The organism is Actinomyces respiraculi, from assembly GCF_014595995.2.
GTDB lineage: Bacteria > Actinomycetota > Actinomycetes > Actinomycetales > Actinomycetaceae > Actinomyces > Actinomyces respiraculi.
The window spans coordinates 2,035,914-2,055,255 of record NZ_CP063989.1 but is presented as its reverse complement, the minus strand read 5'-3'; the positions used below and the strand labels follow the sequence as shown (position 1 = coordinate 2,055,255).

Sequence of the window (19,342 nt, the reverse complement as noted above, 5' to 3'; positions counted from 1 at the left end):
CATGCGCCGTGTCGGTCAGAGCCGCTTGGGCACCGTCGGTGTCTACCTCCTGCTCATCATCGCCTCGTTCATCGCGGTCTTCCCCCTGCTGTGGGTCGTCGCCTCGTCCTTCAAGACCTCCACGGAGCTGGCGCAGAACCCGCTGCAGCTCCTGTCGTCCGCGCCCACGCTCGAGCACTACCGCAAGGTGGTCACGGAGATCGGCTTCCTGGGCAACCTCAGGAACTCGCTGCTCATCGCGACCTGCTCGACGGTCATCGCGGTGCTCGTCTCACTGCTGGGCGCCTATGGCATTGTCCGCTTCTTCCCCCGGGTGGGGCGCCAGCTGACGAAGCTGCTCATCAGCACCTACATGTTCCCGCCGATCCTCCTGGCGATCCCGTACACGATCACCATGGTCAAGCTCGGGCTCATGAACAGCTATGTGGGACTGGTCATCGCCTACCTGTCCTTCTCGATCCCGTACGCGATCTGGATGCTCATCGGCTTCTTCCAGACGGTGCCGATCGGCATTGAGGAGGCGGCGGCGGTCGACGGCGCCAGCCGGCTGCGCGTGTTCTGGCAGATAGCGGTTCCCATCATCCTGCCGGGGATCGTGGCGACGGCGGTCTACACCTTCATCAACACCTTCAACGAGTTTCTGTACGCGTTGCTGTTCATCACCGACTCCGACAAGATGCCGGTGGCGGTGGGGCTGTACTCCCTGCAGGGCTCGGAGGTGCTGGACTGGGGTGCGATGATGGCGGCCTCCGTCATCGTCATCGTGCCGTCCGTCGTGTTCTTCATGCTCATCCAGCGCCATATCGCTGGTGGGCTGTCGGAGGGGTCGGTGAAGTAGCCGCCCCCTCAACGCTCTCACCCACGCCGCCCCGCCCGGGGTCGGGAATGATCGCCATCGATCCCGTGTAGGGGTGGCGTGGGTGGGCCGCGTCTGGCACACTTAGGCCTAGACGTCAGACGTCTGATCAACTGTCAAAGAAGAGAGTACTCATGGACACCCGCTTTACCGGCGTCATCCCCCCCGTCGTCACGCCCTTCAAGGATGGTGAGATCGACTTCGAGTCCGTCGACAAGGTCGTGGACTTCCTCATCGACAACGGCATGAACGGCCTCTTCGTCGGTGGCTCCTCCGGCGAGGTCGCCTACCTTACCGACGCCCAGCGCGACGCCGTCGCCGAGCGCGTCATCAAGCACACCGCAGGCCGGGTCCCGGTCCTCGTCGGCGTTATCGAGACCACCAGCGCCCGCGTCATCGAGCAGGCCAAGCGCGCCGAGGCCCTCGGGGCCGACGCCATCGTCGCCACCTGCCCCTTCTACGCCATCAACGACATGGCGGAGATTGAGGACCACTTCCGCGCCATCGCCGCCGCCACCAGCCTGCCCCTCTTCGCCTACGACGTCCCCGTGCGCCTCAACGGCACGAAGCTCGCCGCCGAGATGCTCGTCAAGCTCGGCACCGAGGGCGTCGTCACCGGCATCAAGGACTCCTCCGGCGACGACGTCGCCTTCCGCCGCCTCGTCCAGCTCAACGACAAGGCCGGCCACCCGCTCGTCCTGCTCACCGGCCACGAGTGCGTCGTCGACGGCATGCTCCTGGGTGGCGGCGACGGCGTCGTTCCCGGCTACGGCAACGTCGAGCCCCGCGCCTACGCCGACATGTGGGCCGCCGCCCAGGCCAAGGACTGGGACGAGGTTCGCCGCATCCAGGACGGCATCAACGAGGGCTTCGAGATCGTCTTCGTCCCGCAGGGCCGCTCCGGCGACGCCAGGGGCATCGGCGCCTTCAAGACCGCCATGGAGGCCCAGGGCACCATCGCCACCAACGAGATGGCGTACCCGGTCAAGGCCCTCGAGGGCGAGACCAAGGAGGGCGTCGTCGCCATCGCCCGCAGCCGGGGCCTGGTCTGACATGACCGCGCCGGTCCCCACCGCCACGACGCCCCGACCCGGCACCGACGACGTCCTCGTCGGGGTCGACCTGGGCGGGACGAAGATCGCCGCTGCCCTGGTCGGCATCGACGGCACCGTCCTCAGTGACGTCCTCGAGGTGCCGACGCCGGCCCACGATGGCCCTGAACGCATGCTCGACGCCATCGCCGGGCTCGTGACGGACGTCGTGGCGGCGGGGACCCGCACCCGCCCCGGCGAGACGGCCACCCCGCTCGCCGTCGGCATCGGCTCCGCCGGCGTCATTGACGCCGACCGCGGTGTCGTCACCTCCGCCACCGACGCCATCACCGACTGGCCCGGCACGGACATCGTCTCCGGCGTCGGCGCCCGGCTGCGGGCCGCAGGCGTCACAGGTCCCGACGGCGAGGCCCCACTCGTCCACGTCGACAACGACGTCAACGCCTACGCCGCGGGCGAGGCCTGGATCGGTGCCGGCGCAGGCGCGCGCACCGCCCTCGTCGTCGCTGTCGGCACCGGTGTGGGGGGCGCCGTCATCCTCGGCGGCAGCGTCCACCACGGAGCCCACTACGTCGCCGGTGAGATGGGCCACATGCCCAGTGGGCTGGCCGGGCAGGAGATGTGCACCTGCGGGCGCTCCGGCCACCTTGAGGCCGTCGGCGCAGGTCCCCAGATCGCCCGACGCTACCGGGAGGCCACTGGCGCCACCGACGTTACCACCGCTCTCGCCGTCGAACGTCTGGCCGACGACGGCGACGCCACCGCCCAGCGGGTCTACCGGGAGGCGGCCATCGCCCTGGGCCAGGCCATCGCCCAGGTGGTCACCGTCCTCGACCCCGACACGGTCATCATCTCCGGAGGCCTCGCCCGCTCGGGAGAGCTGTGGTGGGGGCCCCTGCGTGAGACCGTCGCGGCCGAGCTCATCGACCTCGTCGCCCGGGACACTGAGCTGCTGCCGGCCACCCTGGGCACCACGGCACCCATCATCGGGGCTGCGCACGAGGCGCACCTGCGCCTGTCCCGCACCTCGTGACACGATGCTCCGGCGCCGCGGACACCGGTCGCGGCGCCGGAGCGCGCGCACTGCCCGGTCCCGCGCCCGCCGGGCCCACGCCGCCCACCAGCCACGAGCCCACCGAACACGTAAGGAAGCACATATGAGTACCCTCAACCCCGTCCTCGAGAAGCTGCGCGGCGGTCTCATCGCCTCCGCCCAGGCCTACCCCGGTGAGCCCATGCGCGACCCGCGCACCATGGACGAGGTTGCCCAGGCCTGCGTGGCCGGCGGCGCCGTCGGCATCCGCGCCCAGGGCCTGGCCGACCTCGCCCTCATCACCCAGCACGTCGACGTGCCGGTCATCGGCCTGTGGAAGGACGGCCACGACGGCGTCTTCATCACCCCCACCCTCACGCACGCCATCGCGGTGGCCTCCACCGGTGCCGAGATCGTCGCCATCGACGCCACCCGCCGCCCCCGCCCCGACACCCTCACCTTCGCCCAGACCGTCGAGGGCCTCAAGCAGGCCCGTCCGGGCATCCTCGTCATGGCCGACTGCGGCAGCCTCGACGACGCCAAGGCGGCCCAGGACGGCGGTGCCGACATCCTGGGCACCACCCTGGCGGGCTACACCGGCGAGCGTCCCACGACGGACGGCCCCGACGTCGAGCTCATCGACCAGGTTGCCGCCATCGCCCGGGTGCCGCTCGTGGTCGAGGGACGTGTCCACACCCCGGCCCAGGCCGCGCTCGCCATGCAGCACGGGGCCTTCGCCGTCGTCGTCGGCACCGCCATCACGCACCCGACCACCATCACCTCCTGGTTCGCCGACGCCGTGAGGAACGCCTGACCCCCTGCCGATCGCGTGGTCCGTGTGACACGTGTGACGAGTGGGAACGTGGGGGTCTCCACGCCACGCGAAACGCCGCGATATCTGACAAAACGGCCCGCTTACGCATAGCGTTACGGCCAGCGGCACCGAACCGACCCGGTGCCCACCTACGACTGAGAGGCAGATACATGTCCGTCAACCGCACCGAGCTCATCGCCGCCATCGCCGAGAAGGCCGACCTCACCAAGGTTCAGGCCGACGCCTTCCTCGGCGCCTTCCAGGAGGTTCTCGTCGAGAACGTCGCCAAGGGCGAGGCTGTCAAGATCACGGGCCTCATGGGCGTCGAGCGCGTCGAGCGCGCCGCCCGCACCGGCCGCAACCCCCGCACGGGCGAGGAGATCCAGATCCCGGCCGGCTACGGCGTCAGGCTGACCGTCGGCTCCGCCCTGAAGAAGGCCGTCGCCAAGTGACGACCCTCTGAGGCAGCGTGCGGCGCGAGCCGCACGAGCACCCAGCACACGCGGGGGCGCACCACACGACGTGGTGCGCCCCCGCGGCGTCTGTGCCCCGCTGAGTCTGTGCCCCGCGCAGAGTCAGTGCGGCCAGGTCCGGCCTCTCCTCCGCCAGGAGTGCCCCGATTCCTTCTGGCGGATGAGGTGCTCGCGGCCCCCTCTCCCTAGGATGAGGCCATGTCCAGCACCGACACCTCGTCGTCTGTCTTCCGCCCGCCGTCAGCACCCGACGCCCCCGGGAACGTGCCTGCCCTCCTGTGCCAGGACCTGAGCAAGGCCTTCGGTCAGAAGATCGCCGTCAACACCCTGACGATGGCCGTGCCCACGGGCTCCATCTACGGCGTCGTCGGCCCCAACGGTGCGGGCAAGACCACCACCCTGTCCATGGCCACGGGGCTGCTGGTGCCCGACGGCGGACGCGTCCTCGTCCACGGCATCGACGTCTGGGCCGAGCCCGCCCGCGCCAAGGCCCAGCTCGGCGTCCTGCCCGACGGGCTGCGCACCTTCGACCGCCTCTCCGGCCTCGACCTCGTCACCTACGCCGGGCTCCTGAGGGGTCTGGACCGCGAGACCGTCATCGAGCGCGCCACCCAGCTCCTGCACGTCCTGGGCCTGTGGGAGGCCGGCACCACCCTCGTCACCGACTACTCCGCCGGTATGCGCAAGAAGGTCCACCTCGCCTGCGCCCTCGTCCACTCACCCGCTGTGCTCGTCCTCGACGAGCCCTTCGAGGCCGTCGACCCCGTCTCCGCCCAGACCATCCAGGCGCTGCTCACCGACTTCGCCGCCTCCGGGGGAACCGTCGTCATCTCCAGCCACGTCATGGCCACCGTCCAGCGCTTCTGCACCCACGTGGCCGTCATCCACAACGGGCGCGTCCTGGCCGCGGGCACCACCGGGGAGGTAGCCGCCGGCATGGACCTCGACACCCGCTTCGCCCAGCTCGTGGGAGCCCCCGCCACCCGGGAGGAGCTGTCGTGGTTGCGACCCTCGTCCGTCTGAGGTGGCGCCTGACCCTCAACGCGCTCTCGCGCAACGTGTGGGCGCTCATCGCTACCGTCATCGGCGCCATCTACGGGATCGGGTTCCTGGGGCTGCTCCTGTTCGGCACCGTCGCCCTGGGGCAGGCGCCCGTCGACGTCATCGCCCAGGTTCTCGCCGGCGTCGGAGCGCTGACGGTCCTGGGCTGGACCCTCGTCCCACTCCTGTTCACCGGTGTGGACGCCACGCTCGACCCGCGCGCCATGGCCGCCTGGATCGCGCCCTCGCGCTCGCTGTCGCGGGGACTGGCCGTGGCCGCGGCCTGTGGCATCACTGGCGTCCTGACCGCCCTGGGGACGCTGCTGCCGGCGCTCGTGTGGGCGCTCGCCGGCGAGGTGGGCGCCGCCCTGCTCTCCCTCGTGCTCGCGCCCGCCCTGCTCGCCACCTGCGTCCTGCTCGGCCGCGTCATCGTCATCGGGGCGGGTGTGTCCCAGTCCCGCCGCGGACGCGAGCTGGCGGGTGTCGTCGGCATGCTCGCGATCCTCGCCATCGCCACGCTGCCCTCGCTGCTGTCCAACCTGAGCCTCGACGACCCGGACGGCCTGCTGGCCGCGCTGCGCACGGGCGCGGTCGGGGTGGGCCTGACCCCCGTCGGCTGGGCGGCTGCGGCCCCCGGCTACCTCGCCCAGGGGCATGTGCTGCCCGCCGTGGCCCTGGCCCTCGGGTCCGTCATCGTGCCCCTCGCGCTCCTGCCCGCCTGGGAGCGGGTGACCCGGCGCGTAATGACGGGGCCCGCCCGCGCCTCGGCCCGGGCTCGCTCCTACGAGAGCGCCGGGCAGCGCAGCACCGGGGCGGTGCGAGCCCTGGCGTGGCACGCGCGCCTCGCACGGTTCATGCCCTCTGCCGCGGCCGCCGTCGCCACCCGGTGCCTGCGCTACTGGCGCTCCGACCCCCGCTACCTGGCCCAGGCGGTCGCGCTGGTCTTCGTCCCGGCCATCCTGACCGTCGCCTTCCTCGGCAGCCGGCAGGCCGCCCTGAGTGGGGGCGGCACCACGATCTCCTTCGGGCGCGTCCTGTCCTGGGGCGAGGCGCCACCGGCCGTGCTCGCCGGGGCCGTCTTCCTCGCGCTCATGTGCGGCTGGGGTCTGCACAACGACCTCGCCTTCGACTCCACTGCCCTGTGGCAGCACGTGTCGGCCGGGCTGAGCGGGCGCAACGACCGCTTGGGGCGTGTGGTCGCCGCGGCCCTGTGGCAGGTGCCCCTGGTGGTGGTCGTGGCCTGCCTCGGTGCCGGGGCGAGTGGACGGTGGGACATCCTGCCGGCTGTGCTGGGGCTCAGCGTCGCCGTCATGGGCTGCGCCTACGCCTGGTCGAGCGTCATGAGCGTGCTCGTGCTCTACGAGATGAACGCGCCGGGGGAGAGCCTGATGAAGTCGCGCACCTCCGGCACGGCCTTCATTGCCGCCCTGGTCCAGATCGTCGGCTTCGTCATCATCGGCTTCATGACTGCCCCCGTCGTCGCGGGCTTTGCCGTCACGGCGGTGAGCGGGATGTGGGCGTGGGGGTGGCTCGTCCTCGCGGGCGGCCTGCTGTGGGCAGCGGGCGCCACCTGGGGCGGCATCGTCCTGGGAGGCCGGTACCTCGATGAGCGGGGGCCGCGGGTGCTCACCACGATCCGCTCCTGGCCCGGGCACGAGGAGGTCCGCTGAGGCGGTCCGGGCCACACGAGGACGACCCTACAGACGTCAGATGTCTCACGCGTACGGTGGGTATGCTGGACCTGCGCACCGAGGCGCACCGGCGCACGCCGCCATGGACCCGAACCCCCAAGGGAGAACAGATGGAGCTTATCGTCCTGGACACCGCCGAGCAGATCGCCGAGCGGGCCGCTGACGCCATCGAGGAGCTGCTCACCACTAAGCCCGATGCCGTCCTGGGGACCGCCACCGGCTCCAGCCCGCTGCCGCTCTACGACGAGCTCACGCGCCGCTGCGAGGCGGGCCGGATCTCCTTCAAGGACGTCACCGGCTTCATGCTCGACGAGTACGTCGGCCTGCCCGAGGGCCACCCCGAGCGCTACGCCACCTTCATGGAGCGCAACCTGCGCTCGCGCGTCGACATGCGCCCCGGCGCCCTCCACGGCCCCGACGCCCTCAACCCCGACCTCCAGGCCGCCTGCGACGAGTACGAGGCCACGATGGCCGCCGCCGGCTACTGCGACCTGCAGATCCTGGGCATCGGCGCCGACGGCCACATCGGCTTCAACGAGCCCGGTGGGCCCCTCGACTCCTCCACCCACATCGACGTCCTGACTGAGCAGACCCGCCGCGACAACGCCCGCTTCTTCGACGGCGACATCGACGCCGTCCCCACGCACTGCATCACCCAGGGGCTGGGCACCATCATGAAGGCCCGCACGCTCGTCCTCATCGCCACCGGTGAGAACAAGGCCGAGGCCGTGCGCCAGCTCGTCGAGGGCGAGGTCAGCGCCGAGTGGCCCGCCACCGTCATGCAGAACCACGCGGACGCCCTCGTCCTCGTCGACCCGGCGGCCGCCGGCCTGCTGAGCACGCACTGATCCGACGGCGTCGCGCCCGCCCCGCTCAGGGACCCGCGGGCCCCCGTCCACCCGCCAGGGGTCGCCTCCCAACCGGAGGTGGCCCCTCGCCGTCGTCGGACTCCATGCCGGGTCTTGTGGATGGGCAAGCGGGCTCGGCGGGACCGGCGGGGGCGGCGTCGTCGGCGGGAGAAGAACCACAGCACCCGCCCGGGGGCACCCCCAGCGCCCCGGCCTACACTGGAACGTATGCGCCAGCACCTCACGACGCCCCCCGTGGCCAGTACGGACGCCCCCAGCGGCCCCAGCGAGCCCGGCCGCCCGCTCTCGGACCCCTCCACCGGGGCCTCCACCGGCACCGCCGTCCTCGAGCGTGAGGAGCTGCTCAGCACCGACGACGGCGACGCCGACCGCTTCGCCCACTACGTGCGCAAGGACCGCATCGCCGCAGCAGCAGCCACCGGACGCCCCGTCGTCGCCCTGTGCGGCAAGGTGTGGACCCCCGGCCACGACCCGTCGCGCTACCCCGTGTGCCCCACCTGCAAGCAGATCTACGAGAAGATGAAGGACGGCGGCTCCGACGGCTCCAAGGGCCCGCGTCGACCCCACTTCCCCTTCGGCCGGGGTGGTCAGTGAGTCCCGCGCGCGGCTCCAAGGCAGCAGGACACCCCACCCAGCCCTCGATCTTCGCCGCCGAGAACCTCTCGCCGGCCTACCCGCGGCGTGCCGCCTGGGGCACGGCGGGGTCGTTGCGCGCCTGGCAGGCCGAAGCCCTGGACGCCTACCTGTCCTCCATGCCCGAGGACTTCCTCGCCGTCGCCACCCCCGGCGCAGGCAAGACGACCTTCGCCCTGCGCATCGCCACCGAGCTGCTCAGCCGCGGCGACGTCCACCAGGTCACCGTCGTCGCCCCCACCGAGCACCTGAAGTACCAGTGGGCCGAGGCCGCCGCCCGAGTCGGCATCCACCTCGACCCCTCCTACACCAACTCCCAGGGGGCGCTCGGCTCCCGTTTCGACGGCGTGGCCCTGACCTACGCGCAGGTGGCCGCCAACGCCAACCTTCACCGCGCCCGCACCGACGCCCGCCGCACCCTCGTCATCCTCGACGAGATCCACCACGGCGGTGATGCCAGGAGCTGGGGCGACGCCGTGCGCGAGGCCTTCACCCCTGCCCGCCGACGCCTGGCCCTGACCGGCACCCCCTTCCGCTCCGACGAGTCCCCGATCCCCTTCGTGCGCTACGACGAGGAGCCCGGCGGCATCAAGCGCTCCCACGCCGACTACTCCTACGGCTACGCCGAGGCCCTGCGCGACGGCGTCGTGCGGCCGGTGATGTTCATGACCTACTCCGGGCAGATGCGCTGGCGCACCCGGGCCGGCGACGAGGTCGCCGCACGCCTGGGCGAGCCGCTGACCAAGGACCTTGAGGCCCAGGCCTGGCGCACCGCCCTCGACCCCGCCGGGCAGTGGATCCCGGCCGTGCTCGCCGCCGCCGACCAGCGCCTGAGCGAGGTGCGCCGCCAGGTGCCCGACGCCGGCGGCCTCGTCATCGCCACCGACCAGGCGCGCGCCCGCGCCTACGCCGCACAGCTGCGGGCCATCACCGGCCAGGCCCCCACCGTCGTCCTGTCCGACGACTCCGGCGCCTCCAGCCGCATCGAGGCCTTCTCCGCCTCGCGTGATCGCTGGCTCGTGGCGGTGCGCATGGTCTCCGAGGGCGTGGACGTGCCCCGCCTGGCCGTTGGCGTCTACGCCACCTCCACCTCCACGCCGCTGTTCTTCGCCCAGGCCGTGGGACGCTTCGTGCGCGCACGTGCCCGGGGCGAGACCGCCAGCGTCTTCCTGCCCTCCGTCACGCCCCTGCTGGGACTGGCCAACGAGATGGAGGTTGCCCGCGACCACGTCCTGGGCCGCCCCCGCTCGAACGAGGACGACCTCTTGCGCTACCCCGAGGACCGCCTGATTGCCGAGGCGAATCGGGAGGAGAAGGCCGCCGACGACCTCTTCGGCGCCTTCGAGGCCATGGAGTCCACCGCCGAGTTCGACCGGGTCCTCTTCGATGGCGGCGAGTTCGGCACCGGCGCCGTCGTCGGCAGTGTCGAGGAGCAGGAGTACCTCGGGCTGCCCGGCCTGCTCGAGCCCGAGCAGGTCACCGCCCTGCTGCGCCAGCGCCAGGACAAGCAGATCCGGGCGCAGAAGCAGCAGTCGGCCGCCGCTGCCCAGCGCCGGGCCAACTCCGGGGTCGACGACGCCCGCAGGCGCCAGGCCGCCCGCAAGGAGCTCTCCCAGCTCGTCGCCGCCTGGGCGCGCCGCTCCGGCCAGCCCCACGGCGTTGTCCACAACGACCTGCGCCGCGTGTGCGGCGGCCCCGAGGTGGCCCAGGCCTCCACGGAGGAGATTGAGAAGCGGGTGCAGACCCTGCGCCGCTGGTTCGTCGGCAAACGCTGAGGCCCGGCGGGCGTGTCAGCCGCGCAGGACCTGACGGCCGTCCAGGTCGAGGTGACGCGTGGGCACCGCCGGCTCACCCTCGCTCAGGCGCCACGCCTCGTAAGGCAGCTCGGCCCGCGAGACCCGGTGACGCTCAGCCGCCGCCGCCAGCCCCTCAGGGCCGCGGTGCTCCTCCTGGATGACGCCGTCGACCACGAGGTCCACCTGCAGCGGACGGGCCCCCGCCGCCCCCAGGGCCGCCAGCGCCTCGGTGCTCTCACGCGCCGAGACGATGAGCTCCTCAGCCGCTCGGCCCGAGGCGTCCACGACGCGACCGGCCCACTTGCGCCCGCCGACCGTCGCCTTGCCGCCCTGGGAGAACTTGGCGACCTCCTGCATGACGCCGTCGTCATCCGCCCGCTCCACCAGCTTGTACACCAGGGCCGCCGTGGGCCGCCCCGAGCCGGTGACGAGCTTGGTGCCCACGCCGTAGGAGTCCACCGGGGCGGCGCCCAGCGCCGCGATCGCGTACTCGTCCAGGTCGTTGGTCACCGTGATCCGCGTCGAGGTCGCCCCCAGGGCGTCCAGCTGGGCGCGGGCCTTGAAGGCCTCCGCCACCAGGTCACCCGAGTCCAGGCGCACCGCGCCCAGCTCGCCGCCGACCGCGCGCGCCGCCCTCACGGCCCTCTCGATGCCCTGGGCGATGTCGTAGGTGTCCACGAGGATCGTCGTGCCCGGCCCCAGCGCCGCCACCTGAGCGGCGAAGGCCTCCTCCTCCGTGTCGTGCAGCAGGGTGAAGGAGTGCGCCGAGGTCCCCACGGTGGGGATGCCATAGCGCAGGCCCGCCTCCAGGTTGCTCGTGGCCGTGAAGCCTCCGACGACGGCGGCACGGGCCGCGGAGACCGCCGCCCGCTCGTGGGCCCGGCGCGCACCGAAGTCCGCGCAGGGGCGCCCGTGGGCGGCGATCGTCATCCGCGAGGCGGCCGAGGCCACCGCGCAGTCGTAGTTGTAGATCGACAGTGCCAGCGTCTCCAGGATGCAGGCCTGGGCGAAGGTTCCCTCCACCGTCAGCAGCGGTGAGCCGGAGAAGTAGCACTCTCCCTCGGCGTAGCCGCGGATCGTGCCCGTGAAGCGGAAGTCGCGCAGGAAGTCGAGGGTGTCGTCGTCCACCACCTTCTGGGCGTGCAGGAAGTCGATCTGCTGCGCCGTGAAGGTGAAGCGCTTGATGGCGTCGAGCAGGCGCCCGGTGCCGGCCACGACGCCGAAGCGCCGCGAGGCGGGCAGGGTGCGCCCGAAGAGCTCGAAGACGCTGCGCCGCTCGGCCGTACCCGAGTGCAGCGCGCCCTGGAGCATGGTGAGTTCGTACATGTCCGTCAGTAGCGACGTCGTGGGGGAGGCCGTGGGGGTGGTGCGCGCAGCGTTCGCTTGCGCGGGCTGAGTGGTCATGACACCAACCTAGCGTGAGCGCCATTACGCTGGGAACCATGTGCCTCACCGCGCCCGTCGTCTCACCGGACACGCGCCAGGACGCGCGCACCGTGCCCCTGCACCTGTGGCGCACCGTCGTCCACGACGATCCGGTCAACACGATGGACTACGTCGTGTGGGTCTTCCGCACCTACTTCGCCCTGCCCACCGCCCTCGCCGAGCACCGCATGATGCAGGTGCACACCACCGGGCGCGCCGTTGTCTCCACGGGGCCGCGCGAGCGCATGGAGGTGGACGTCGCCGCGATGCACTCCTACGGGCTGCGTGCCACCATCGAGCCGGCCGCCCCCGACGAGGCCGTGCAGTGAGGGGCTTTGAGACGGCCGAGCGCGGCTGGCAGAGCCGGCTGTCGATCTGGGAGCGCGAGTACCTGGCCGGCCTGTTCGAGCAGGTCGGCGCCGTCCTCGCCGCCGAGGGCCCGCTCGAGACCACGGCCGTCGGCGGCACCGGTCAGGAGGGTGGGAGCAGCGCCGACGACGAGGCCGTCCTCGCCGCCCTCGACTTCGACACCCCGCCGCACGGCCCCGCCACCCCGGTCTTAGACGGCGACGCCCCACCGGAGACGAGGCACCTGCACGTGGACATCGCCACCCTGCTGGAGGTCCTGCTGCCGGAGGCGAGTGAGGACCCCGAGGTCGCCGTCGAGGTCTCGGCCATGAACCGCCAGCGCCTGCGCACTCTCAAACACAGCCGGCTGGCCGACGTCGTCTCCGAGCTCCTGGAGCCCACCGGGACCGACGGGGAGGTTCTCGTGCGCCGGGGAGGCGAGGGCGAGTGGTTGGCAGCCGTCAACGATGTGCGCCTTGTCATTGCCCAACGGCTCGGCATCGAGGACGCCGACGGCGCCCAGGACATTCAGGACCTCGCCTGGCAGCCGGTGCCCGACGACGAGGCAGACGAGGCCCGCCGCCGACGCAGCCTGGCCATGTCCTACGACATGCTCACCTGGTGGCAGGAATCACTGTTGGCCGTGCTGCTGGTGGGTGAGGGCCCCGCCTAGTCTCGGGAGCGTGGAAAACGCGTCCATCGGGATCTTCGACTCAGGCGTCGGCGGACTGACCGTGGCACGCGCCGTCATCGACCAGCTCCCCGGGGAGCAGATCCTCTACATCGGGGATACCGCGCACACCCCCTACGGGCCGCGCCCCATTGAGGAGGTCCGCGAGCTCGCCCTGGACGTCATGGACGAGCTCGTCGACTCCGGCGTCAAGATGCTCGTCATCGCCTGCAACACTGCCACCGCCGCCGTCCTGCACGACGCCCGCGCCCGCTACACGCGCGGGCGCGGCGTGCCCGTCGTCGAGGTCATCCACCCCGCGGCCCGGGCCGCCGTCCGCGTGACCCGCAACGGCCGCGTCGGGCTCATCGCCACCCAGGGCACCGTCGACTCACGCGCCTACGACGACGCCCTGTCCTCCGTGCCGGGCGTCGAGCTGCTGTCAACCGCCTGCCCGCGCTTCGTCGAGCTCGCCGAGCGCGGCACGACCACCGGGCCGGAGGTCTTGGAGGTCGCCCACGGCTACCTCGACCCGCTGCGCGCCGCCGAGGTCGACACCCTCATCCTGGGCTGCACGCACTACCCGCTGCTGTCCGGCGCCATCTCCTACGTCATGGGGGAGGACGTGACCCTGGTCACCTCCTCCGAGGAGACCGCCAAGGACGTCTACCGCGAGCTGGCCAGGCGTGACCTTCTGCGTGACGCCACGGCATCCGCCCCCGTCCACGAGTTCCGGGCGACGGGCGACCCGGACGCCTTCGCCGTCCTCGCCCGCCGTTTCCTCGGCCCTGAGGTTGCTCGCGTCACGCGCGCCTGCGCGCCCGAAGCCGGCTGAGTCCCCGCCCCTTCTTCTGTTCCCGCGCCCCGGCAGCAAGGACCACCTATGAAGCTCACCGTCATCGGATGCACCGGAAGCATGTCCGGTCCGACAGCCGCGGCCTCGTCCTACCTCGTGCAGGCGAGCGAGGTCGGCCAGGACGGCGAGGAGCTCATCTACTCGGTGGTCCTTGACCTTGGCGCCGGCTCCATGGGGCAGCTGCTGCGCTACCTCGACCCGGCGGACCTCGATGCCCTGCTCATCTCCCACTGCCACGCCGACCACATGGCCGACATGGTCGGGATGCATGTCTACCGGCGCTGGCACCCCGCCGGCGCGCTGGGCCCCGTGCTGACCGTGGGCCCCAGCGAGCTGCTGCACCGGCTGAGCGGCGTGGACGGCACGGATGAGACGGAGACCTACGCCTCCGAGTTCGACTTCCGCACCGCCGTGGCGGGCGAGTCCTTCCAGGTGGGCCCCATGATGATCACCCCCTACACCGCGATGCACCCGGTGGAGGCCTACGGCTACCGGATCGAGGGGCCGAGCGAGCAGGTGGGGCCCGAGGGGGAGCGCCGGACGGTCTCGCTGGCCTTCACGGGGGACACGGACCTGTGCGAGTCGATCTGCGCGATGGCCGACGGCGTCGACCTCCTGCTCTCCGAGGCGGCCTTCGTCGAGGGCCGTGACACGGTGCGGGGCATGCACCTGACGGGCAAGCGGGCGGGCCAGCTCGCTGCGGGGACGGCCGGCGAGGTGCCCCGGCGTCCCGTCGGCCAGCTGGTCCTCACCCACATCCAGCCGTGGACCGAGCACCGCATCCCGCTGCGCAATGCGGCCCTCGCCTACGAGGGGCCGCTCGAGGCGGCGACGGCGGGCGCGACCTGGGAGATCTGAGCATGGCGGGCCGGGCACCACGCCGCATCTCCTTCACACCGCCGGTTCCGGACGGCCCGGACCGTCCGTGGACGCGCGGGCGCCGCACACGCTGGTGGCTGGTGCCCCCGGCGGACCTTGTGAGCGTGGTGCTTGTCGCGGCCTTCGTGGCGGCCTCCGTGCACGACCTGTCCTTGCTGCCCGAGATGATGGTGCACGGCGTCGTGGCGACGGTGGTCGCCTGGCTGGTGGCGTGGGGCATGGTGCGCCCGCAGGACCACCTGGAGGCCGCCGACCGTGACGGGTTGACGGTGGTGGGCGTCACCTGGCTCGTGTGGCTGGGCCTGCGGCTGCTGGCGGGTGGGGGCGTGGCGGGCGTGTGGCTGGTGCTGGCCGTGTTCCTGCTCGTTGCCCAGGGCGGCTGGCGCTGGGTGTACGGCTACGTCAAGGCCCAGGAGTCGCTGGTCCCGAAGCCCATCCAGCGCAGGCTGGACGCCCAGGCCGCCCGGGATGCTCAGGAGGCGCAGGCCGGCCAGGCTGCCAAGGAGGCGCCGGGGCCCGACGGCGAGCCACCTGAGGCGGTGACCAACCCCGGGCTCAGCGGGTGAGCAGGGCGGCAAGGACGGGGGACAGGTCCCTGAAGGCCCGCCCCCGGTGAGAGATCGTGTTCTTCTCCACCGCACTCATCTGCGCCGTCGTGCGACCCAGGGCGCCCGGCGCATCCTCCTGCACCGGCACGAAGATCGGGTCGTAGCCGAAGCCGCCGTCGCCGACGGGCTCGCGCAGCAGACGACCCTCCATCGTGCGCTCGACGACTGTCACGGCGCCGTCGGCCTTGCCGTCGGGCACCACCAGGACGGCCGCGCAGGTGAAGTGCGCCGTGCGGTGGGGGTCGGCGACGTCGCTGATCTGGTCCAGCAGGAGCCTGAGGTTGGCCGCGTCCTCGCCGTGGCGGCCGCACCAGCGTGCGGAGAAGATCCCGGGCGCGCCACCGAGCACATCGACGCACAGACCCGAGTCGTCGGCGACGGCCGGAAGCCCCGTGGCCTCGGCCAGTGCCCGAGCCTTGATCTCGGCGTTGGCGGCAAAGGTCAGGCCGTCCTCCACCGGTTCGGGCACGTCGAGCTCAGCGGCCGAGATGATCTGCTCGGGGGCGAGTCCGGGCACCAGCGGCGCAAGGACGGCGCGCAGCTCGGAGAGCTTGCCCCGGTTATGCGTGGCCAGGACGAGGCGGGCACCCTCGGGCACCGCGCCGACGGCGGGACGGGGGGAGGCGGTGGTCATCTCAGGCCTGCGGGTCGGTGGAGCGGACCGTGAACGGATGGTCGGCGGGCCCGTCGAGCACACGGCGCTGAAGCTCGGCGAGCCGGGCGTTGCCGGTGGTGGCCAGGTCGAGGAGCGCGTCGAGCTCGTCACGGCTGAAGGGGGCGTGCTCGGCGGTGCCCTGGACCTCGATGAAGCGCCCGGCACCGGTCTGCAGGACGTTCATGTCCGTGTGGGCGCGCACGTCCTCCTCGTAAGGAAGGTCGAGGCAGGGCACGGAGTCGATGACGCCGACGCTGACGGCGGACAGGGAGTCGGCGAGCACGGGCCGCCCGGCTCGGGGCTTGATGAGGCCTCGCTCGGTGCCCCAGGCGACGGCGTCGGCCAGGGCGACGTAGGCGCCGGTGACGGCGGCGGTGCGGGTGCCGCCGTCGGCCTGGAGGACGTCGCAGTCCAGGGCGATGGTGTTCTCCCCGAGGGCGGCGACGTCGATGACACCGCGCATGCCCCGGCCGATGAGGCGGGAGATCTCGTGGGTGCGCCCGCCGACCCTGCCGCGCACGGACTCGCGGCCGCTGCGCTCGCTGCCGGCCCGGGGCAGCATGGCGTACTCGGCGGTCACCCAGCCCTCGCCGCTGCCCTTGCGCCAGCGAGGCACGCCCTCGGTGAAGGAGGCGACGCACAGGACGCGCGTGCGGCCGAACTCCACGAGGACGCTGCCCTCCCCGTGCTCCTGCCAGCGTCGGGTGATGGTGACGGGGCGCATCTCATCGGTGGCGCGCCCGTCCTTGCGGGTGAAATCGGTGGTGGTCACCGGCTCAGGGTACCGGCTGCCAGGTGGCCTCATGTGGGGCGGTGCGCGCCGGGGTCGGACTGCCGACGGCGGGTTGCCCGGCGGCCGTCCTGGTGCGCGAGAAGGGACTCGAACCCTCACGCCCGAAGGCACCAGAACCTAAATCTGGGGCGTCTACCAATTCCGCCACTCGCGCTCGGCGCCCCACCCTACCGTCTGCGCATCGACGACGGCGTTCAGCCCGCGCCCACGTACATTGGCCGCCTACGCTGGCGCCATGGCACGCACCGATGCACCCGGCACCCGCACCACCGAGCTCCTTCCGTCCGTGCCCGCGGCCTTCACCGAGGCGCTGGACGCCGTCGGCGCCTCCTTCGACCTGACCACCGACGTCCCCGAACCCCAGGACGCCCCGCCCCTGCGCTGGGGGATCCTCGGTGCCGGCACCATCGCCGGCACCTTCGCCACCGACGTCCCCAACTTCTCCTCCGGCATCATCGCCGCCGTCGGCTCGCGCGATCGCGACAAGGCCCAGGCCTTCATCGACGCCCGCCCCGCCACCGCCAAGGGCGGCACCGCCCGGGCCCACGGCTCCTACGAGGAGCTGGTCACCAACGACGAGGTCGAGGCGGTCTACGTCGCCACCCCGCACGCCTTTCACGCCGAGCACGCCCTCATGGCCCTCGAAGCCGGTAAGCCCGTCCTCGTCGAGAAGCCCTTCACCGTCAACACCGCTCAGGCCCGGCGCGTCCTCGAGACGGCACGCGAGCGCGGCCTGTTCGCCATGGAGGCCATGTGGACGCGCTTCCTGCCCGGCCACCGTCTGACTCATAGGCTCGTGACCTCAGGCGCCCTGGGCCAGATCCGCCACGTGCGTGCCGACCACTTCCAGTCCCTCCTCCACCTCGAGCGCATGGCGAGCCCCGAGCTCGCCGGCGGCGCGCTGCTGGACCTGGGCGTCTACCCGCTCAGCTTCATCCACTCCATGCTCGGCGTGCCCCTGAACCAGAGCGTCACCGGCCGCCTCAACGCCCAGGGCCTGGACCTGGAGGAGGTCAGCGTCATGGGCTACGACGGCCTCATCGCCGTCGCCTCCTCGGGCATGGACGCCGCGGGCCAGAACACAGCGGAGGTCATCGGCTCGACGGCCCGGCTCACCCTCGATTCGTGGTTCTACCGCCCCGCTCCGGTGAGCCTGTCGCGTTGTGGAGCCGACGGCGTGGACACGGTCGCGTGGGACGCCACCGTTCCCGGCGGCTTCCAGTTCGAGGTGGCGGAGGTCGCTCGCTGTGTCAAGGGTGGGCGCACCGAGTCGAGCGTCATGCCCTGGTTCGCGACCGCTGAGGTCATGATGATGATGGACGACGTGCGCGAGGCGCTCGGCGTCGTCTTCCCAGGGGAGTGAGCCGCCCGCTGCGCCAGGACACGGCAGGACAACAGCGTGGCGAGGCCCCGGGGGCGTACCCCGGGGCCTCGCCACACCATGATGGTCGGCTCAGTCGACCGCCAGCTGGGTGCGCAGGCGCTCGACGTGCCCGGTGGCCTTGACGTTGTAGGAGGCGAGCGTCACCGTGCCCTCGACGTCGACGACGACGGTGGAGCGGATGACTCCGGTGACCACGCGCCCGTAGTTCTTCTTCTCGCCCCAGGCGCCCCATGCCTCCATGACGACGTGGTCGGGGTCCGACAGCAGTGGGAAGGGCAGTGACTCCTTCTCGGCGAAGCGGGCCAGCGCCGCCTGCGAGTCGGGTGAGATGCCGACGACCTCGTAGCCTGCGGCGCGCCACGCGGCCAGGGAGTCGCGGAAGTCGCAGGCCTCCTTCGTACAGCCGGGGGTGGAGGCGCGCGGATAGAAGTAGACGACGACGCCGCGGTCGGCCTTCTCGCGCAGGGCCGCCAGGCGGACCTCGGAGCCGGTGGCGTCGGTCAGAGTGAAGTCAGGGGCGGTGTCGCCGACGGCGAGCCTGGGCATCTCGGTCTCCTCCAGCTAAGCGGTCTGTGGGTGGGGCAGAGGCTGTGGGCAGTTGAGTGGCGGTGGGCAGGGCGGTGGCTTCAGACGATAACCCGTTCGTCGCCGTCGGCACGCTGTGCCCGACGGTGGGGCGGGACGGAGCGCGGGTCCCCGCTCCCGGTGGGAGCGGGGACCCGCTGCGTGTGCGTGGTTGGGCGTTGTGCCCACCCGTCCTCAGGCGGCCAGGGCCAGGGCGTTACGCGCCGCCTTCACGCGCTCCAGGGCGCGCTCCAGGCGGGAGGGGGAGGCGGTAGCGTCCAGAGAGGACAGCTCGGCCTGGGCCGCGCTCAGCTCGCGCTCGGCAGCCTGGCGGGGGACCTCAGTGTTCTTCGTGTTCATCATCATTCCTTCTTCTTCCTCGTGGCCCCGAGGGGCCCTTCGTACGCCGGGTGTGTGTGCAGGTCGGTCCTGCGGCCCGGCGGGCTGTGGGGGGCGACCCGGTGGTGCTGCGTGGTGAGCGCCGGGTGCTGGTGGTCGGGAGGGTTGCGCGGTGTGAGTGCGCGGCCCGTCGACCGACGCAAGGATTAACGCTCACGGTGAGCGCGGGTATTCCGGCAGGCGACGTGTCCGTGAACGGTCTCACGGTGTGCCAGCGGCGGGTGGGGGAGGAGCAGAGCTCCAATCGACGTCGTGACGCGGATCAGGATCCTTCCCGACTATTCGCACGACGACCCTTGCGTGGTACCCCCTCAGGGACTCGAACCCTGGACACCCTGATTAAGAGTCAGGTGCTCTAACCAACTGAGCTAAGGAGGCGTTGGTTGTGGGAACCACTCCGGGGAGTGGAACCCGTGGTACCCCCTCAGGGACTCGAACCCTGGACACCCTGATTAAGAGTCAGGTGCTCTAACCAACTGAGCTAAGGAGGCATGTCCTTCCAG

21 protein-coding genes and 3 tRNA genes are annotated in these 19,342 nt (G+C 71.8%); 16 read left to right on the top strand and 8 right to left on the bottom strand.

Annotated elements, in window-relative coordinates; translation table 11 throughout:
* Position 1: 1 nt before the first annotated feature.
* The 10 genes from ID810_RS08595 to ID810_RS08550 all read left to right on the top strand — a co-directional run bounded on the left by ID810_RS08595 (position 2) and on the right by ID810_RS08550 (position 10,237).
* On the top strand, positions 2-838 hold the full coding sequence (locus ID810_RS08595; RefSeq protein ID WP_166856660.1) for a carbohydrate ABC transporter permease: 837 nt from the start codon (positions 2-4) through the stop codon (positions 836-838).
* Between the two features lie 152 nt (positions 839-990).
* The gene (locus ID810_RS08590; protein WP_166856662.1) at positions 991-1,908 is read left to right on the top strand and encodes a dihydrodipicolinate synthase family protein; all 918 of its coding nucleotides are present in this window, start codon (positions 991-993) and stop codon (positions 1,906-1,908) included.
* Between the two features lies 1 nt (position 1,909).
* A complete protein-coding gene (locus tag ID810_RS08585) occupies positions 1,910-2,941 on the top strand; it encodes an ROK family protein (RefSeq protein ID WP_166856664.1) in 1,032 nt (343 codons plus the stop codon).
* 124 nt (positions 2,942-3,065) lie between these two features.
* Entirely contained in the window at positions 3,066-3,755 is a 690-nt protein-coding gene (locus ID810_RS08580; RefSeq protein ID WP_166856666.1) for an N-acetylmannosamine-6-phosphate 2-epimerase, read from the top strand.
* 170 nt (positions 3,756-3,925) lie between these two features.
* Positions 3,926-4,207: an HU family DNA-binding protein gene (locus ID810_RS08575; protein WP_166856668.1), complete on the top strand. Its 282-nt coding sequence runs from the start codon at positions 3,926-3,928 to the stop codon at positions 4,205-4,207.
* A 219-nt stretch (positions 4,208-4,426) separates the two neighbouring features.
* Complete coding sequence (locus ID810_RS08570) at positions 4,427-5,251, top strand: ABC transporter ATP-binding protein (protein WP_166856670.1); 825 nt, start codon at positions 4,427-4,429, stop codon at positions 5,249-5,251.
* Positions 5,227-6,939 carry a transporter gene (locus ID810_RS08565; RefSeq protein WP_166856672.1) on the top strand — a complete coding sequence of 571 codons (1,713 nt, stop codon included), beginning with the start codon at positions 5,227-5,229 and terminating at the stop codon, positions 6,937-6,939. The genes ID810_RS08570 and ID810_RS08565 overlap by 25 nt, the downstream gene beginning before the upstream one ends.
* A 131-nt stretch (positions 6,940-7,070) precedes the next feature.
* On the top strand, positions 7,071-7,808 hold the full coding sequence (nagB, locus tag ID810_RS08560) for a glucosamine-6-phosphate deaminase (RefSeq protein ID WP_166856674.1): 738 nt from the start codon (positions 7,071-7,073) through the stop codon (positions 7,806-7,808).
* Positions 7,809-8,036: 228 nt separating this feature from the next.
* On the top strand, positions 8,037-8,423 hold the full coding sequence (locus ID810_RS08555; protein WP_166856676.1) for a DUF3039 domain-containing protein: 387 nt from the start codon (positions 8,037-8,039) through the stop codon (positions 8,421-8,423).
* Entirely contained in the window at positions 8,420-10,237 is a 1,818-nt protein-coding gene (locus ID810_RS08550) for a DEAD/DEAH box helicase (RefSeq protein WP_166856678.1), read from the top strand. Before ID810_RS08555 ends, ID810_RS08550 begins: the two co-directional genes overlap by 4 nt.
* A 15-nt stretch (positions 10,238-10,252) precedes the next feature.
* Here ID810_RS08550 and ID810_RS08545 read toward each other — a convergent pair whose 3' ends face one another.
* Entirely contained in the window at positions 10,253-11,662 is a 1,410-nt protein-coding gene (locus ID810_RS08545; protein ID WP_166856679.1) for a nicotinate phosphoribosyltransferase, read from the bottom strand.
* Positions 11,663-11,700: 38 nt separating this feature from the next.
* Between ID810_RS08545 and clpS the strand changes: the two genes are divergently transcribed.
* The 5 genes from clpS to ID810_RS08520 are packed head-to-tail and all read left to right on the top strand — an operon-like array spanning position 11,701 to position 15,002.
* Positions 11,701-12,012: an ATP-dependent Clp protease adapter ClpS gene (gene clpS / locus ID810_RS08540; protein ID WP_166856882.1), complete on the top strand. Its 312-nt coding sequence runs from the start codon at positions 11,701-11,703 to the stop codon at positions 12,010-12,012.
* On the top strand, positions 12,009-12,704 hold the full coding sequence (locus ID810_RS08535) for a DUF2017 family protein (protein WP_166856681.1): 696 nt from the start codon (positions 12,009-12,011) through the stop codon (positions 12,702-12,704). Before clpS ends, ID810_RS08535 begins: the two co-directional genes overlap by 4 nt.
* A 31-nt stretch (positions 12,705-12,735) precedes the next feature.
* Positions 12,736-13,536 carry a glutamate racemase gene (gene murI, locus ID810_RS08530; RefSeq protein ID WP_218958477.1) on the top strand — a complete coding sequence of 267 codons (801 nt, stop codon included), beginning with the start codon at positions 12,736-12,738 and terminating at the stop codon, positions 13,534-13,536.
* A 48-nt stretch (positions 13,537-13,584) separates the two neighbouring features.
* Positions 13,585-14,415 carry an MBL fold metallo-hydrolase gene (locus tag ID810_RS08525; protein ID WP_166856684.1) on the top strand — a complete coding sequence of 277 codons (831 nt, stop codon included), beginning with the start codon at positions 13,585-13,587 and terminating at the stop codon, positions 14,413-14,415.
* A 2-nt stretch (positions 14,416-14,417) separates the two neighbouring features.
* The gene (locus ID810_RS08520) at positions 14,418-15,002 is read left to right on the top strand and encodes a DUF3054 domain-containing protein (RefSeq protein ID WP_243856612.1); all 585 of its coding nucleotides are present in this window, start codon (positions 14,418-14,420) and stop codon (positions 15,000-15,002) included.
* Here ID810_RS08520 and rdgB read toward each other — a convergent pair.
* From rdgB to ID810_RS08505, 3 genes are all read right to left on the bottom strand, one after another.
* Complete coding sequence (gene rdgB, locus ID810_RS08515) at positions 14,992-15,678, bottom strand: RdgB/HAM1 family non-canonical purine NTP pyrophosphatase (RefSeq protein ID WP_166856686.1); 687 nt, start codon at positions 15,676-15,678, stop codon at positions 14,992-14,994. The two genes, ID810_RS08520 and rdgB, sit on opposite strands and share 11 nt — an antisense overlap.
* A 1-nt stretch (position 15,679) precedes the next feature.
* Positions 15,680-16,471 (bottom strand): ribonuclease PH, encoded by a 792-nt coding sequence (rph, locus tag ID810_RS08510; protein WP_268916220.1) that lies wholly within the window; start codon positions 16,469-16,471, stop codon positions 15,680-15,682.
* Positions 16,472-16,561: 90 nt separating this feature from the next.
* A tRNA-Leu gene (locus ID810_RS08505) sits at positions 16,562-16,646 on the bottom strand.
* 81 nt (positions 16,647-16,727) lie between these two features.
* On the opposite strand from ID810_RS08505, the gene ID810_RS08500 reads away from it, so the two are divergent.
* Positions 16,728-17,855, top strand: a complete 1,128-nt coding sequence (locus ID810_RS08500) for a Gfo/Idh/MocA family protein (RefSeq protein ID WP_166856690.1) — start codon at positions 16,728-16,730, stop codon at positions 17,853-17,855.
* A 90-nt stretch (positions 17,856-17,945) separates the two neighbouring features.
* Here the strand turns inward: ID810_RS08500 and bcp are convergent, their stop codons facing one another.
* The 4 genes from bcp to ID810_RS08480 all read right to left on the bottom strand — a co-directional run bounded on the left by bcp (position 17,946) and on the right by ID810_RS08480 (position 19,330).
* A complete protein-coding gene (gene bcp, locus ID810_RS08495) occupies positions 17,946-18,422 on the bottom strand; it encodes a thioredoxin-dependent thiol peroxidase (protein WP_166856692.1) in 477 nt (158 codons plus the stop codon).
* Positions 18,423-18,635: 213 nt separating this feature from the next.
* Positions 18,636-18,800 carry a hypothetical protein gene (locus tag ID810_RS08490; RefSeq protein WP_166856647.1) on the bottom strand — a complete coding sequence of 55 codons (165 nt, stop codon included), beginning with the start codon at positions 18,798-18,800 and terminating at the stop codon, positions 18,636-18,638.
* A gap of 340 nt (positions 18,801-19,140) precedes the next feature.
* Positions 19,141-19,217 (bottom strand) — tRNA-Lys (locus tag ID810_RS08485).
* 36 nt (positions 19,218-19,253) lie between these two features.
* Positions 19,254-19,330 (bottom strand) — tRNA-Lys (locus ID810_RS08480).
* Between the last annotated feature and the right edge of the window lie 12 nt (positions 19,331-19,342).